General features: G+C 67.7%; 14 protein-coding genes. 10 read left to right on the forward strand and 4 right to left on the reverse strand.

Annotated features, from left to right (window positions below; translation table 11 throughout):
- Window positions 1-93 precede the first annotated feature (93 nt).
- From AC1DC5_RS00625 to AC1DC5_RS00650, 6 genes are all read left to right on the forward strand, one after another.
- Complete coding sequence (locus tag AC1DC5_RS00625) at window positions 94-552, forward strand: SRPBCC family protein (protein ID WP_441406367.1); 459 nt, start codon at window positions 94-96, stop codon at window positions 550-552.
- A 66-nt stretch (window positions 553-618) separates the two neighbouring features.
- Window positions 619-1,230 carry a pentapeptide repeat-containing protein gene (locus tag AC1DC5_RS00630; protein ID WP_476864152.1) on the forward strand — a complete coding sequence of 204 codons (612 nt, stop codon included), beginning with the start codon at window positions 619-621 and terminating at the stop codon, window positions 1,228-1,230.
- 156 nt (window positions 1,231-1,386) lie between these two features.
- On the forward strand, window positions 1,387-2,613 hold the full coding sequence (locus tag AC1DC5_RS00635; protein ID WP_441406365.1) for a thiolase family protein: 1,227 nt from the start codon (window positions 1,387-1,389) through the stop codon (window positions 2,611-2,613).
- Window positions 2,613-3,431 carry an enoyl-CoA hydratase/isomerase family protein gene (locus AC1DC5_RS00640; RefSeq protein ID WP_476863854.1) on the forward strand — a complete coding sequence of 273 codons (819 nt, stop codon included), beginning with the start codon at window positions 2,613-2,615 and terminating at the stop codon, window positions 3,429-3,431. The genes AC1DC5_RS00635 and AC1DC5_RS00640 overlap by 1 nt, the downstream gene beginning before the upstream one ends.
- Before the next feature lie 2 nt (window positions 3,432-3,433).
- Window positions 3,434-4,306 (forward strand): 3-hydroxyacyl-CoA dehydrogenase family protein, encoded by an 873-nt coding sequence (locus AC1DC5_RS00645; protein WP_441406363.1) that lies wholly within the window; start codon window positions 3,434-3,436, stop codon window positions 4,304-4,306.
- A gap of 32 nt (window positions 4,307-4,338) precedes the next feature.
- Window positions 4,339-4,947, forward strand: a complete 609-nt coding sequence (locus AC1DC5_RS00650) for a GNAT family N-acetyltransferase (RefSeq protein WP_476863855.1) — start codon at window positions 4,339-4,341, stop codon at window positions 4,945-4,947.
- A 32-nt stretch (window positions 4,948-4,979) separates the two neighbouring features.
- On the opposite strand, the gene AC1DC5_RS00655 is transcribed toward AC1DC5_RS00650, so the two are convergent.
- Window positions 4,980-5,828 carry an SGNH/GDSL hydrolase family protein gene (locus AC1DC5_RS00655; protein ID WP_476863856.1) on the reverse strand — a complete coding sequence of 283 codons (849 nt, stop codon included), beginning with the start codon at window positions 5,826-5,828 and terminating at the stop codon, window positions 4,980-4,982.
- A gap of 275 nt (window positions 5,829-6,103) precedes the next feature.
- Here AC1DC5_RS00655 and AC1DC5_RS00660 point away from each other — a divergent pair, with 275 nt between their 5' ends.
- Together AC1DC5_RS00660 and AC1DC5_RS00665 are read left to right on the forward strand one after the other, a co-directional pair.
- Window positions 6,104-6,793 carry a tyrosine-protein phosphatase gene (locus tag AC1DC5_RS00660; protein ID WP_441406360.1) on the forward strand — a complete coding sequence of 230 codons (690 nt, stop codon included), beginning with the start codon at window positions 6,104-6,106 and terminating at the stop codon, window positions 6,791-6,793.
- A gap of 9 nt (window positions 6,794-6,802) precedes the next feature.
- Window positions 6,803-9,484, forward strand: a complete 2,682-nt coding sequence (locus tag AC1DC5_RS00665; protein ID WP_476863857.1) for a S1 family peptidase — start codon at window positions 6,803-6,805, stop codon at window positions 9,482-9,484.
- An 84-nt stretch (window positions 9,485-9,568) separates the two neighbouring features.
- On the opposite strand, the gene AC1DC5_RS00670 is transcribed toward AC1DC5_RS00665, so the two are convergent.
- On the reverse strand, window positions 9,569-9,985 hold the full coding sequence (locus tag AC1DC5_RS00670; RefSeq protein ID WP_441406358.1) for a PaaI family thioesterase: 417 nt from the start codon (window positions 9,983-9,985) through the stop codon (window positions 9,569-9,571).
- Between the two features lie 162 nt (window positions 9,986-10,147).
- Here AC1DC5_RS00670 and paaZ point away from each other — a divergent pair, with 162 nt between their 5' ends.
- Both paaZ and AC1DC5_RS00680 read left to right on the forward strand, forming a co-directional pair.
- On the forward strand, window positions 10,148-12,259 hold the full coding sequence (paaZ, locus tag AC1DC5_RS00675; protein WP_476863858.1) for a phenylacetic acid degradation bifunctional protein PaaZ: 2,112 nt from the start codon (window positions 10,148-10,150) through the stop codon (window positions 12,257-12,259).
- 142 nt (window positions 12,260-12,401) lie between these two features.
- The gene (locus AC1DC5_RS00680) at window positions 12,402-12,809 is read left to right on the forward strand and encodes a VOC family protein (protein WP_476863859.1); all 408 of its coding nucleotides are present in this window, start codon (window positions 12,402-12,404) and stop codon (window positions 12,807-12,809) included.
- Window positions 12,810-12,965: 156 nt separating this feature from the next.
- Here the strand turns inward: AC1DC5_RS00680 and AC1DC5_RS00685 are convergent, their stop codons facing one another.
- Window positions 12,966-13,850 carry a DUF427 domain-containing protein gene (locus AC1DC5_RS00685; RefSeq protein ID WP_476863860.1) on the reverse strand — a complete coding sequence of 295 codons (885 nt, stop codon included), beginning with the start codon at window positions 13,848-13,850 and terminating at the stop codon, window positions 12,966-12,968.
- Window positions 13,851-13,906: 56 nt separating this feature from the next.
- Window positions 13,907-14,512 carry a TetR/AcrR family transcriptional regulator gene (locus tag AC1DC5_RS00690; protein ID WP_441406354.1) on the reverse strand — a complete coding sequence of 202 codons (606 nt, stop codon included), beginning with the start codon at window positions 14,510-14,512 and terminating at the stop codon, window positions 13,907-13,909.
- Between the last annotated feature and the right edge of the window lie 66 nt (window positions 14,513-14,578).

Genomic DNA, 14,578 nt, shown 5'->3' on the forward strand with positions numbered 1-14,578 from the left:
ACAAAGCATGCTTACTAATTCAAGGGATTACCGCGGGAGTGTCCGGTCCGAAAGAAGTGAAATCTGCCGCGGGGCCGGGCTAGGCTCGATGCCATGGACCACAAAATCAGCCTGACCCAGCACGTCAACGCCCCGGCGGAGAAGGTGTGGGCGGTTATTTCCGACATACCCGGATCCGCCGCGACCCTGTCCGGCATCGACTCGATCCAGATGCTGAGTGACGGACCCTACGGCGAGGGGACGCGCTGGAAGGAGACCCGCACGATGATGGGCAGGTCGGAAACCGTGGAGATGTGGGTGGCCAAGTCCGAACCGCCCCGGAGCACCACGGTGAAGGCACTGCAGGGCGGGGCGGACTACACCTCACGCATGACTCTGGCCGACCGCGACGGCGGCACGGACCTGACAATGACGTTCGGCGCCGACCTGGTCAATCCCTCCCGGATGAGCAAACTCGCGATGGCGGTCTTCGGGAAGCTGGGCATGCGCATCACCCGCAAGGCCCTCGCCAAGGACCTGGCAGAAATCGCGGCCAAGGCCGAGTCGCTCTAGTGGCCCGCAGCACCCCGGCGTCCAAAGCCCCCAAAGTCACCGCGCCCGCGGCTTAGCCCCGTCCGGCTGGACGAGCTTCGGGACGACCCGTCCCCGGACTTCCAATCCGGGGAGCGGTACGACGGCGTCCGGTACAGCAGGGCGTCGGCCGACGGGCTGGAGCTTGCCGGCACCGACTTCGCCGAGTGCGAGTTCCAGGGCGTTTCCTTCAATGAGACCCAGCTGCGCGGCGCGGGTTTCCGCGACTGCATCCTTGCGGAGGTGTACGCCCCCGTGTTCATGGCGGCCCGGAGCACCCTGCGCGACGTCGAGATCGGGAACCCGCGCTGGGGTTCCGCGGAGCTTTACGAGAGCGGCTGGCAGTCCGTACGGATCGACGGCGGCAAACTCGACTACGTGAACCTGCGCGGTTCCAAGCTCACGGACGTTCAGATCAGCGACTGCATCATCAACGAACTGGACCTGGGCTCCTGCGCGGCGACGAGGGTGGCGCTGAAAAACTGCACCATCGGCACCCTTGACGTCGCCGGAGCCAGGCTCAATAACTTCGACATCCGCGGCACGGACTTCCGCGCCATCAGCGGCCTGGAGAGTCTCGCCGGCCTCGTGATCGATGACTACCAGCTCGGCCTGCTGGCCCCGCTCATGGCGAGCCATCTCGGCGTCGTGGTTGCGTAATCCAGCGGTGGTCTGATTGACCCCCTTGCCGCGCCGTGTAATCTTTATAGAACGAACGGTCGGTAAATTGGCGCGCTCCGCGGATTGAACGTGAAGGCCGCCGCCGATCAAAGTTCTTTCGATGACAGAGACGTTTATCGCGTGAAGGGTGTACCCATGGCATCAGCAGCAGGACCACAGGCATTTCTCGTAGGCGGTGCCCGCACCGCGGTGGGCCGCTACGGCGGGGCACTCTCCGCGGTCCGCCCTGATGACCTGGCCGCCCTCGTGGTCCGCGAGGCCGTGGCCCGGGCCGGGCTGGACCCCGACAGCATCGACGAGGTCATCCTGGGCAACGCCAACGGCGCCGGCGAGGAAAACCGCAACGTCGCCCGGATGGCCACCATCCTGGCCGGCCTCCCGCTGCACATCCCCGGCATCACCGTGAACCGGCTCTGCGCCTCGGGCCTGAGCGCCATCATCATGGCCAGCCAGATGATCAAGTCGGGAGCCGCGGACATCGTGATCGCCGGCGGCGTGGAATCCATGAGCCGCGCCCCCTGGGTCCAGGAGAAGCCGCAGGCCGCCTTCGCCAAGCCGGGCCAGATCTTTGACACCTCGATCGGCTGGCGCTTCGCCAACCCGCTGTTCCAAAAGGGTGAGCTCTCCCGCGGCGGCAAGATGACCTACTCGATGCCGGAGACGGCCGAGGAAGTCGCCCGTGTGGACGGCATCACCCGCGAGGACGCCGACGCCTTCGCCGTCCGCTCCCACGAACGCTCCCTCGCGGCCATCGCCGCCGGCCGCTTCGCCGACGAAATCGTCCCGGTCACGGTTAAAACCCGCAAGGGCGAAACCGTCGTCGACACCGACGAGGGCCCCCGCGCCGGCACCACGATGGACATCCTGGCCGGCCTCCGCCCCGTCGTCGCCGGCGGCTCCGTGGTCACGGCCGGCAACTCCTCCACCCTCAACGACGGCGCCTCCGCGATCATCGTCGCCTCCGAAGCCGCCATCGAGAGGCTCGGCCTCACCCCGCGCGCCCGGATCATCGACGGCGCCTCCGCGGGCTGCGAACCCGAAATCATGGGCATCGGCCCCGTCCCGGCCACCCAGAAGGTGCTGGCCCGGACCGGACTCAGCGTCGGCGACCTCGGCGCCGTCGAACTCAACGAAGCCTTCGCCACCCAGTCGCTGGCCACCATGCGGCGGCTCGGGCTGGACCCCGAGACCGTGAACCGCGACGGCGGCGCAATCTCCCTGGGCCACCCGCTGGGTTCGTCCGGGTCACGGATCGCGATCACCCTGCTGGGCCGGATGGAGCGTGAAGACGCCAAGATCGGCCTCGCCACCATGTGCATCGGCGTGGGCCAGGGCACCGCGATGCTGCTGGAGCGGGTGTAGTGGCGGCCCCGGCGACGGGCCTCAACCCGCAGAATTTCAGCACACTCCTGGTTGACGAGCGCGATGACCGGCTGGTGGTGCTCCTCAACCGGCCCGAGGTCCGCAACGCCATCGACCAGCAGATGGTCGACGAGCTGCACGCCGTCTGCGCCGCGCTGGAGCAGACCCCGAAGGTGTTGATCATCGCAGGCACGGAAGGCGTCTTCGCCTCCGGGGCGGACATCGGCCAGCTGCGCGAACGCCGCCGCGACGACGCCCTGCAGGGCATCAACTCCACTATTTTTGTGCGGATCGCCAAGCTGCCGATGCCGGTCATCGCGGCCCTGGACGGCTTCTGCCTGGGCGGCGGCGCCGAACTGGCGTACGCGGCGGACTTCCGGATCGGCACACCGTCAGTACGGATCGGGAACCCGGAGACGGGGCTGGGCATCCTCGCCGCCGCCGGTGCGAGCTGGCGCCTGAAGGAGCTCGTGGGGGAGCCGGTGGCCAAGGAAATCCTGCTGACCGGCAGCGTGCTGCGCGCCGACCGGGCCCTCGCCGTCAACCTCATCACCGAAATCCACGAGGCATCCGAACTGATGGCGGCGGCCCACGCCCTGGCCGACAGGATTGCCGGCCAAGATCCCCTGGCCGTCCGGATCACCAAGTCAGTGTTCCACGCACCAGCCGAGGCACACCCCCTGATCGACCAGCTGGCGCAGGGCATCCTGTTTGAGTCCCAGGCCAAGTTCGACCGCATGCAGGCTTTCTTGGATAAGAAATCCGATAAGAAGGCTGCCAAGAAGCCAGCCACAACGTCCGAGCAGGAGAAGAACTGAAGATGAGCAACTCTGCACACCCCTCAAACCTTCCCGACTCCGTCGGGGTGCTCGGCGGCGGCCGCATGGGGGCCGGCATCGCCCACGCCTTCCTGATCAACGGCGCCAACGTCCTCGTCGTCGAACGCGATGAGGAGTCCGCCGAGGCTGCCCGCGAGCGGGTGGAATCGGCGGCTGCCAAGAGCATCGAGCGCGGCGCCATCGACGGCAACCTGGACGAGATGGTCTCACGGCTCTCCGTGACGGTGGACTACGACGATTTCAAGGACCGCCAGCTGGTCATCGAAGCCGTCCCCGAAGACTGGGACCTGAAAGTGGCCTCCCTGCGGGGAATCGAGGAACGGCTGTCCGACGACGCCTACCTCGCCTCCAACACGTCCTCCATCTCCGTCAACGCCCTGGCCGGCGAGCTGCAGCGCCCGCAGAACTTCCTGGGCCTGCACTTCTTCAACCCGGTGCCGGCGTCCACCCTGATCGAGGTGGTCCTCGGCGGGCACACCTCGGAGCAGCTGACCCAGGCGGCCCGCGGCTGGGTCGAGGCGCTGGGCAAGACCGCCGTCGTCGTCAATGACGCACCCGGCTTCGCGTCCTCACGGCTCGGGGTCGCGATTGCCCTCGAGGCGATGCGCATGGTCGAGGAAGGCGTGGCGTCCGCCGAGGACATCGACAACGCTATGGTCCTGGGCTACAAACACCCCACAGGGCCCTTGCGGACCACGGACATCGTCGGACTGGACGTCCGCCTCGGCATTGCCGAATACCTCGCCTCCACGCTGGGTGAGCGCTTCGCGCCGCCGCAGATCCTGCGCGACAAGGTGGCCCGCGGCGAGCTGGGGCGCAAGACCGGCAAGGGCTTCTTCGACTGGACCAGCTGACCGGCGATTATCCAAGCCCCTAGGATGGTGCGGTGACTTCCATTGCCCCCATCACGCTGACCGGCAGATACGTCGTCCTTGAGCCGCTGAGCCCGGACCACCACGACGGCCTCGTCGAGGCGGCCCGCGACGGCGACCTGTGGCAGCTCTGGTACACCAGCGTGCCGGCCCCGGAGCAGATGGCCGCCGAGATCGAGCGGCGCCTGGCACTGCAGGAAAGCGGCGACATGCTGCCCTTCACCACGCGGCTGCTTGACCCCGCCACCGGGGGTCCGGGCCGGGTGATCGGCATGACCACCTACATGAACATCGACGCCGCCACGCCCCGGGTGGAGATCGGCTCCACCTGGAACGCGGCGTCAGCGCACGGCAGCGGCAGCAACCCGGACTCCAAGCTGCTGCTGCTGCGGCACGCCTTCGAAACGCTGGGCTGCCCCGCCGTCGAGTTCCGCACGCATTGGCTCAACCACCAGTCACGCGAGGCGATCGCGCGGCTCGGCGCCAAACAGGACGGTGTGCTCCGCAGCCACACCCGCAGCAGCGACGGCGCGCTGCGGGACACCGTGGTGTACTCCATCCTGGAACACGAATGGCCGATGGTCCGCAACGCCCTCGAGTTTCGGATCGCCAGGCAGCGGTAGCCGCTGCCGGGTCTGCCGGACGCGGGCCAGGGCTAGGGGACCCGAACCGCCGCAAGGGCCGCGGCGTAGCCACCGGAATAGCCGGTGGCGGTGGGGTGGAAAGCGTCAAACGGGCTCGGGCTGCAATTGATCGCCAGGGTGCAAAGACCTGTCGGCGCCACAATCCAGGGGTTTGTTGATCCGATTCCGTGGCCGGCGAACTTCTCAGTGACGCTGACGTACCCGGCCCTGTTCAGCAGGGCCGAGAATGCGATGGTGGCGTTGAGCAGGTCGGCCGCCGCATTCATCGACCGGGCCGCCTGTGCCTGCTCCGCGGTGAGCCCGGGGCTCACGGTGAAGAGCCGGGGATAGCCGGTCAGCACGATCCTGGCATTCGGGGCCTTGCTCTTGACGGTCTTCACCATCTCCTTGATCTTGCCGGGCAGTTCGCGGAGCTTCACTACCAGTGAGTTGTAGAGGGCCGCCTTGCAGGCCGGTGAGCTCGCCGAGGCCGTGCAGGCGAGGGCCACCTGGCCCGTATCGATGTCGTTTCCGCCCACTGTCACCGTAACGACTGTGGCAGCCGCCAGCGCTGGTGCGTAGAGGGTGGCGACGTCGGAGACGTCCTCCGTCGTGGCGCCGAAACACCCCAGGTTCAGCGTGGCATTGCGGACTGCCGGGTAGGACGCTGCGGTCTGCAGGCACGTGTCGGGAAGTCCGGCCGCGGAAGGCGTGTACGCCCCGCCCCCGGTACCGGCCGCGTAGGAGTCGCCAAGGGCGATATAGACGGGATCCGGGCGGGCCGCCGTGGCAGGCGCGGCGGCGAAACCCGCCACCAGCGCGACGGCGGCGACCGCCCCCGCCAGTCGTCCGGACCAGCGCCTGATTGTCGCAGTGTTCATGATGAGTCCCCTTGTGGGTCGGAACGGCGGGAGCGGCCTGCCGGCACACCGAGCGGTGGCGGCCAGCGGGGCCTCCCGGAAACCCGGCTGGCGGACAGACTGTGGGAGCTTCGACCCTCAGCTCCGGGCAGTCATGGGGCCACGGTACGCCGGCACTGAACTGCCGGACACGGTAGGGCCTACGCGTTTCTGCGCCAGCCAGGAACCGGGGCTACGTTGATTTCCGGCTGTCGACTACTCGGACCACGTGGTTAGCTGGCAGGGTGGATGAATTCTTGAAGCCTGTCGAATGGGACGGGGCGGTCAACGCCTGGCACACCGCCGGCAGCGTGTTCCGGATGGGACGCCGCGAGTGGCTCACCGAGGCCGGCTGGCAACAGGCCTACGACGGCGGCATCCGGACAGTGATTGACCTCCGCAACCCGGACGAGATCCGCCGCCGCGATACTGATCCCTTGGTAAGCGCGGAGACCCTGGCGGCGTTCGACATCGTGCACGCCCCCACCGAGGATCCGGGCAACAGCGAGTTTCAGGAGCTGTGCGTTCCGTACCTGAACCATCCGGCGTCCTATGCAGACAATGCCCGGATTTTCCCGGAGAAGCTCGCCGCGGTCTTTCGGGCTGTCGCGGCGGCGCGCGGCGGCGTCGTGATCCATTGCTCGGCGGGCCGGGACCGCAGCGGGATGATCGCGGCGATGCTCCAGGACCTCGCCGGGGCGGGCGAGGACGCCATTGCCCGGGGTTACGAGCGGGCCATGCGCGGCATCAACGAACACCATCGCGTGTCAGGGGTGCCGCACCCGCATGAGCGGTATTTGCCCGAGGACGTCCTCGCGCCCCTGCTCGAATCGCGGCTCAAGAGCCTGCGCCGGTTTGTGCACAGCGTGAAAGCCGAAGAGTTCCTGCGCCACAATGGCGTAACGGAACCCGAGCTGGCGGCCATCAGGGCCAAATTGGGGCGCTAGAGTAACCGGGTGAAGACTCCCAGGTTTCAGCTGACAGTGCGGGCGGTGGCGGCGGCCGCCATCGCGCTCGCGGGCTCGTTTTACGCTGTTCCGGCTCTGGCCGAGAGCGGGGGGCCGGAGGCTGTTCCCACTGCCTCGCCTGCAGATTCTCCGTCGGCAACGGCCAGCCCGGCAGCGCCGAGTGAGGCAACGACGGCGGCTGACGCGACGGCCCCGGCGACGACTCCGGCACCTGCGCCGCACATCAGCGACGCCGGACTCGCGGAGGCTGTCCTGCGTGACCTGGGCATGACGCTTGAGGAGTTCAACGCCGCAGGCCAGCTGGCCAAGACGGCCGCTGACGCCGTTCCTTCCCTGCGTGAACTCCCCGGTTATCTGGGCATCAGCCTGCGGGACAGCAAAATCCTGATTGAAGGCAGCGGCGCCGAGCTCGGGGCGCGGGTTAACGAACTTAACGGAGCAGGAACCGCGGCCGTGTTCGTCCTCGTGACACCGGTGGCAGGACTGTCGGCTGAGCCCTCAACACATGCGTCAGAGACTCCTCTCGCGGCGCCCAAGTCCGTTCCCTCCGCGGCGGAACTGGTGGCTTCAAGCACCGAGCAGCTATTCCAGGCCTACGTCCGCGAGGTGGGGCCAGCCGCTTTGCAGGCCGTGGCCTACTCGGGGGGAAGGTTCATCATCCGCACCGGCGGGAAGAATGCGGCCGAAGCCACGCTGCCGGCCGTCCTGGACCCGCAAGCCGTGCCGGCCGCGACCGATGCTGCGACCGATGCGGTGCCCGGGAAAATTTCCCCGGCTGACTTCGTGGCCCGTTACGCCAACGTCCAGCTGGAGCAGGGGTCTCCGGTGACGACGGAAGCGGACGTCTACGGCGGCGAGGGCTACGTCATAGACCGGCGGACCATCTGCTCAACGGGTTTTGGCGCGTTCAGCGCGGCGGGACTGCCGGTGGTGCTGACAGCGGGGCACTGCGCCGAAGACGGCACGGCGCGGACGGCCGAGCTTGAGCCCCCGACGTCCGCCACGGCGGGTGGAGCGGCACCACTGCCCGGCACCCTGGCAGCTCTCGGGACCTTCGGGTTCAGCCAGTTCGGCGGTCCCCAGAACGCATGGGTCCTGAACCCCCAATGGAACACGGGCGATCCGGGAGACCCCGGTAACGTGGGCACTGATATCGCCGTCATCGAGCACCTCGACGGCGGAATCAACGTCCAGCCGGCCGCGGCCACGTGGGCCAGCGCAGTGAACCCGGCCCCCAGCGCCGTGAAGATCATCGGCGTCGTTGCCCCCTTCGAAGGCCAGGCTGTCTGCCGCTCCGGTCGAACCACGGGCTGGTCCTGCGGAAGCGTCGCGGAAGTCGGGACCTACGTTGTGGGCGGTCGAACCATAGACCCGGGGGACGTCCGCGCTTTCAAGGGCTTCCTGTCCCATGATGTCCAGTCGAGCGGCGGAGACTCGGGCGGGCCCTGGATCAGTGGCAACTTCGCCGTGGGCACGCATTCGGCGGGCGAGACTTCCGGTGAGAACTTCGCCATCGCAACGACCCTGCAGGACGCCCTCACCACGTTCCCGACCGCTGTCCAGCTCCAGCTGTTTCTGAACAAGCCCGAGCTCGTGGCGCCGGAGAACCGGACGTTCACCGCGGGCCAAGCCATCACAGGGCGTGTATCGGCGGCTCCAGCGTCGGCTGTTGCCGCTGACTCGAAGGTGCGCATCACCGTCGCGGGCCAGCAGCCGGCAGACGTGGCGATCGACAGCGCCGGAAACTGGTCCTTCCCTACCCCGGCAACCACAGGTGAACTGACATTCACAGCGGAGGCTATCAACGGCTTCAGCCGGTCCGGCGCGGTTTCCTTGGCTGTCAACGTCTCCGACCTTGAGGCGCCCGTGATCGCTGCCCCTGACGGGGGAGCGGCCTTGACGTCCCTCAGCCGCATCGACGGCACCGGAACCCCCGGATTGACGGTGAAGCTCACCGGCGACGTCCGCGGTTCCGCAGACGTCCAGCAGGACGGCCAGTGGAGCATTCCCGTGACCGGGCCCGTGTATGGCCAGCTCTCAGTGCACGCCGTCCAGACGTCCGACGGGGTTGTGGACAGTCCCTCCGTCACCCGGACCTTCACAGTCGTCCCGGGCGTCCCGGCCGTATCGTCGATCGTGGACGGCGTGCACCTCAGCCAGGACGCACTCCCCACGACGATCTCCGGGACCGGCGTCGACGGCGCCGACGTGACAGTGGCGATCGACGGGATTCCGGTCGGTGCTGCCCAGGCCGGGGCCGGCGGGACCGGCGTCGGCGCACGCGCAGTGGTCCGCTCCATGGTCCCGCAGGTCCTGGTGGCTGGCGGAGGCTGGAGCGTGCCGTTCCCGGCAGGCCTCACGCTGGGGTCGCACACCCTTTCCATCACCCAATCCGTGGACGGCATTGCCTCGGCCCCGCGGCTTGTAGCCTTCACCATTGACGCTCCGGCCGTTGCACCTCCTGCTGCCCCGGGGGTGCCCGATGTTCCGGCTGGCGTGGCCCCCATGCTTCCGGCTGGCGTGCTTCCGGCCGACACCGGACACCTGCCGAACACCGGCGCCGGATCGCTCCTGCCGACGGCGGGACTTGCTGGCGGGGCGATCCTGCTGGGCAGTCTCCTGCTGGGCGGCACCAAGCTGGCTGCCGCACGGCGTCGGGTTGTCCGCTAACTTCCAGCCCTACTGCGGAGTCGCCGTTGCCACACGGCGACCTGGCAGCTCTCCGGCGAATTCGGCGACGCGGCCGCAGTCCTCTCAGCCCTTGCGGTCGAGCAACAGGTTGGTGATCCGCAGCGTGCACAGCCGCTGGCCGGCGTCGTTGGTGATGACCACCTCATGGGTGGTGACGGTGCCGCCGAGGTGAATGGGGGTCGCCGTGATCGTGATGAGCCCCTCGCGGGCCGACTTGTGGTGGGTGGCGGAGACGTCCACTCCGACGGCGGTCTTGCCCAGGGTGCTGGCGTGGATGACCGCGGCCCAGGAGCCCACCGCCTCGCCGACGGCCAGCGAGGCGCCGCCGTGCAGCAGTCCGAAGGACTGGCGGTTCCCCTCCACCGGCATGGTGGCGACGACCCGGTCGACGGATTCCTCGACGATCTTCACACCCATCTTCTCGTCGAGTTCGCCGAGGGTGATCTTCCACAGCTCGGGGTTCCGGGGCTCGGGCGTCATAACGTCTCCTCTGTGGCCGGAAATCCAAGGGCTCAGGCCGGTCAATGCCGCCGCAGCTAGTGTGCGGCAGGCCTCATTCATGTACTGTAGACATATTACCGAACGGACGGTCAGTAATGCTGGCCGTGTTGATCTTGCCCCCGTTGGAAGGACCCGTCAACGATGACCACCACTGCAACTGCTCCGGAACCCACAGTAGACACTGTCGAGATCGTTCCCAGCTTCATCCGGGATTCCTGGTGGACCCCCGACGCCGGCTCGGCGGCCGGCGCGGCCTCCGTCCTCGACGCCAGCACCGGTGAACTCCTCGCCAAGGTGAGCACCGAGGGCCTGGACCTCGCCGCCGTCGTCGACTACGGACGCACCACCGGCCAGGCGGAACTCGGCAAACTGACGTTCCACCAGCGCGCGCTCAAGCTCAAGGAGCTGGCGCAGTACCTGAACGGCCGCCGCGACGAGTTCTACGCGCTCTCCGCCCAGACCGGCGCCACCAAGATCGACTCGATGGTCGACATCGACGGCGGCATCGGCGTGCTCTTCACGTTTGGCTCCAAGGGCCGGCGCGAACTCCCCAACGCCCAAGTGATCGTGGACGGCCCGATGGAGGTCCTGTCCAAGGACGGTTCCTTCGCCGGCGAGCACATCTACACCCGGATTCCCGGCGTCGCCGTGCAGATCAACGCCTTCAACTTCCCCGTCTGGGGCATGCTCGAGAAATTCGCGCCCGCGTTCATCGCCGGCGTGCCCACCATCGTCAAGCCCGCCACCCCCACGGGTTACGTCACCGCCGCGGTGGTCAAGGCGATGATCGAATCCGGCATCCTGCCCAAGGGGTCGCTGCAGCTGATTTCCGGCTCCGTGCGGACCATGCTGGACCACCTCGACTACCGCGACATCGTGGCCTTCACCGGCTCCGCCTCCACCGCCAACACGCTCAAGTCCCACGTCAACGTGGTCAAGGGCGGTGTCCGCTTCACCTCGGAAACCGACTCCCTGAACGCCTCGATCCTGGGCCCGGACGCCGTCAAGGGCACACCGGAATTCGACGCCTTCATCAAGTCGCTCGTCACCGAGATGACGGCGAAGGCCGGCCAGAAGTGCACGTCGATCCGCCGGGCCATCGTGCCGCAGGAGCTGGTGCAGGACGTCATCGCCGCCGTCGGGGAACGGATCCAGGAGCGCGTTGTCCTGGGCGACCCGCGCGCCGACGGCGTCAACATGGGCGCCCTGGCGTCCCTGGAGCAGCTCGCCGATGTGCGCGCTGCCGTCCAGTCCATGCTCGACGCCGGTGGCGAACTCGCCTACGGCACGCTCGATGCGCCCAAGGTCACCAGCGCTGACGGCAGCATCGGCGTCGTCGACGACGGCGCGTTCATGTCCCCGGTGCTGCTGAGCTGGGCTGATCCGGAAGCCGAAGAGGTCCACTCGCTGGAGGCCTTCGGCCCGGTGTCGTCCGTGATCGGTTACACGGACCTGGCCGACGCGGTCCGCCTCGCCGCCCGCGGCGGCGGATCGCTCGTCGCCTCGGTCTGCACCAACGATCCCGCGGTTGCCCGCGAACTGGTCACCGGCATCGCCGCCCACCACGGCCGTGTGCACATGCTTAACCGCGAGGACGCCCGCAGCTCCACCGGCCACGGTTCCCCGGTTCCGCACCTGGTCCACGGCGGTCCCGGCCGCGCCGGCGGCGGCGAGGAACTCGGTGGCATCCGCTCCGTCTTGCACCACATGCAGCGCACCGCGATCCAGGGCTCGCCGAACATGCTGACCGCCGTCACGGGCGTCTGGCACACCGGGGCAGACCGCAACTTCACGCTCGAGACCGAAGGCCAGCACCCGTTCCGGAAGTGCCTGGCAACGCTGCACATCGGTGACGCGATGCGCTCGGAGCTGCGCGAAGTGACCCTGGACGAGATCACGAAGTTCGCCAACTCCACCGGCGACACCTTCTATGCCCACACCAACCAGGAAGCGGCCGAGGCCAACCCGTTCTTCCCGGGCATCGTGGCGCACGGCTACCTGCTGCTGGCCTGGGGCGCCGGGTTGTTCGTGGAGCCTGCGCCGGGCCCGGTCCTGGCGAACTACGGCCTGGAGGGCCTGCGCTTCATCACTCCGGTGGCCGCAGGAGACTCCATCCGGGTCACCCTGACCGCCAAGAAGATCACCCCGCGCGAGACCGACGAGTACGGCGAGGTGGCCTGGGACGCCGTCCTGACCAACCAGAACGACGAAATCGTGGCCACGTACGACGTCCTCACCCTCGTGGAGAAATAACCACGCCCTCCCCTCCAGTTGCCCTATCACTTGTGGCTGCCAAACCACCGAAATGGCAGCCACAAGTGATAGAGCAACCATGGAAGCACCGGTTCTTTCTGCCCTGCTCCGGCGTAAAATTTTCAACGTAGGAGGTGGCGAAATGACCCTAGTACTCAACAAAGCCACAACAGTCCTGCCCGTCGATGATGCAGAACGTGCCCGGCATTTCTATGCCGACACCCTGGGGCTCCCGCACCATGGAGTGGCAGACGACGGAAGTGAAATGTTCGGCAGCGAGGGCGGCCCCATGCTGCAGCTGATGCCCGTCAAGGACGGCAAGCACTCCGAGCACACAGCCCTGAGTTTTGAAGTCTCCGAGATCGAGCGGACCGTCCAGGAAATGGAATCCAAAGGCGTCCAGTTCCAGGACTACAACCTGCCGGACCTCAAGACCGAGAACCACATCTGTACAACGGATTCGGAGAAGTGCGCCTGGTTCATGGACACGGAGCACAACATCCTGTGCGTTCACGAGGACATCACGACGTTAGCTGACTACCAGCTCTGACCGGGCTCTGATCGGCCGACAAAATCACGGCGTCCCGGCTCAGCGGGGCGCCGCCTGTGTGTGCGGGCCGGTCCGCCGGCGGTGCAGCAGGGACCGGGGCGGGCTACTTTGACACGGACACGCCGGTGTCAGCGGGCGAAACGCGCGCCGCAGCCCTCAAAGTGCCCCCGTACCGCCGCCGCCCTGACCAGGGCCGTCCCGACCCGGGCGGGACCACGGCGTCACCGGGCGCGTCTGGAGCACCCCGTCGACCCTCACGTCCACCCGCTCGTTGAAGAAGCTGATGAGGCCGTGGATCTGGGCGGCGTCGACGTACCGCCGGTCGTAACTCCATGCCAGGTTCCTGCCCTGCGCGGAATCCGGGTAGCTCCAGTAGCTGGCCTGGCCCTTGTACGGGCAGACCGTCCGCTTGGGGCTTTCCTCCAGCAGGTCCAGCCGCACGTCCGCCGGCGGGATGTAGTAGCGCACCGGGAGCATCGTCTCGTACAGAAGTTGCGCGCGGTTCGTGCCGGCCAGCGTCACGCCGTCGAGCGCCACCTCCACGTCCACGGACGACGCACGGATGTCCACGCGGTGGAACGGATCACGGGGGTGGCCGATGATCTCCTCGTCGTCCTCGAGCCAGTCGAAGGCCGGGAACTCCAGGATGACGTAGCCCGCAAGATCGGGGTCCGCCGGCCGGAAAGCGGCCCGGGGAGCTGCCGCCGGTCCGGTGACGACGTCGAGTTCCTCGCCTGCGATGGTGTGCTTGCCAAACGCAGTTCCCGGGTCAAGGGATGTCGGGGCCGAGCCTTGCCGAAGGGCAAAGGGGTGCTCCTCGACCAAAGCCGCCGGCAGGGCCGGCATGGCGAGCCCCGCCAGGAGTTCCTGCTCAGGCACGGCATAGACGGGCGTGATCCGCCGCGGTTCCCAGACAAGATAGGCCCACAGCGTATCGACGACGGCGGCCCCGTCGAGGCTCGCGCGGATCCGCTTGGGCGTGGGTTCGTACCGCAGCTCGGGGAAGGTGCCTATGAGCACCGTGGATAGTCTGGTGGCCATCCTCACAGCGTGGCCCCGGCTCCTTGGCCCGTCAATGGGACCGGCGGCCGGGCGGACTACTGCGGGACGTGGAGGCCGTGGAAGGCCATGGTGATGACGTCGTCGGCCAGTTTCTCGGGGGAGAGGGAGCCGCCGGGTTTGTACCACTCGACGATGGAGTTGATGGTGCCGAAGAGCAGCCGGGTGACGGTGCGAGGGTCGATGTCCTGCCGGAGCGAGCCCTCGTCGCGCGCTGAGGAAATCAGGGCCGCCACCTTGTGGTCGAAGGTGCGACGGCGTTCCATCGCGTCGCGCTCGATCTCCGTGTTGCCCCGCAGCCGCAGCAGCAGGGTCACAAACGGAAGCCGCTCCACCAGCACCGAGATGGTCTGGCGGAGGACGAACTCCAGCCGGGCCTCGGCGGTGCCGTTCTGGGCCTGCGGCTGGTCCAGGATGGCTTCGAGGCCGCCCAGGGCGTGGTCCAGGGCGAGCTTCAGCAGGTCACCCTTGGACGGCACGTGGTGGTAAATGGCTGACTTGGAGATACCCAGATTCTCGGCCAGGATGCCCATGGACGTGGCGTCATAGCCATGGCGGTTAAAAACGTCAACAGCGATCACCAGCACCGACTGCTGGTCATAACCGGGCCGGCCGCGTTTCGTGGTTGTCGCTGTTGTGGGCATAGTCGCTAGTTTCTCACGATCAGGAGATCGGTCAGCCCGCCGGGCTGCCCTCGCGGGCGGCCCGGC

This window comes from Arthrobacter sp. 10L424 (assembly GCF_056395325.1).

What these genes read in the sequence shown, in the direction of transcription:
- AC1DC5_RS00625 (WP_441406367.1), top strand. Translation starts at nt 94, where the DNA reads ATGGACCACAAAATCAGCCTGACCCAGCACGTCAACGCCCCGGCGGAG.
- AC1DC5_RS00680 (WP_476863859.1), top strand. Translation starts at nt 12,402, where the DNA reads ATGACCCTAGTACTCAACAAAGCCACAACAGTCCTGCCCGTCGATGAT.
- AC1DC5_RS00690 (WP_441406354.1), bottom strand. Translation starts at nt 14,512, where the DNA reads ATGCCCACAACAGCGACAACCACGAAACGCGGCCGGCCCGGTTATGAC.
- AC1DC5_RS00685 (WP_476863860.1), bottom strand. Translation starts at nt 13,850, where the DNA reads ATGGCCACCAGACTATCCACGGTGCTCATAGGCACCTTCCCCGAGCTG.
- AC1DC5_RS00670 (WP_441406358.1), bottom strand. Translation starts at nt 9,985, where the DNA reads ATGACGCCCGAGCCCCGGAACCCCGAGCTGTGGAAGATCACCCTCGGC.
- paaZ (WP_476863858.1), top strand. Translation starts at nt 10,148, where the DNA reads ATGACCACCACTGCAACTGCTCCGGAACCCACAGTAGACACTGTCGAG.
- AC1DC5_RS00655 (WP_476863856.1), bottom strand. Translation starts at nt 5,828, where the DNA reads ATGAACACTGCGACAATCAGGCGCTGGTCCGGACGACTGGCGGGGGCG.
- AC1DC5_RS00635 (WP_441406365.1), top strand. Translation starts at nt 1,387, where the DNA reads ATGGCATCAGCAGCAGGACCACAGGCATTTCTCGTAGGCGGTGCCCGC.
- AC1DC5_RS00645 (WP_441406363.1), top strand. Translation starts at nt 3,434, where the DNA reads ATGAGCAACTCTGCACACCCCTCAAACCTTCCCGACTCCGTCGGGGTG.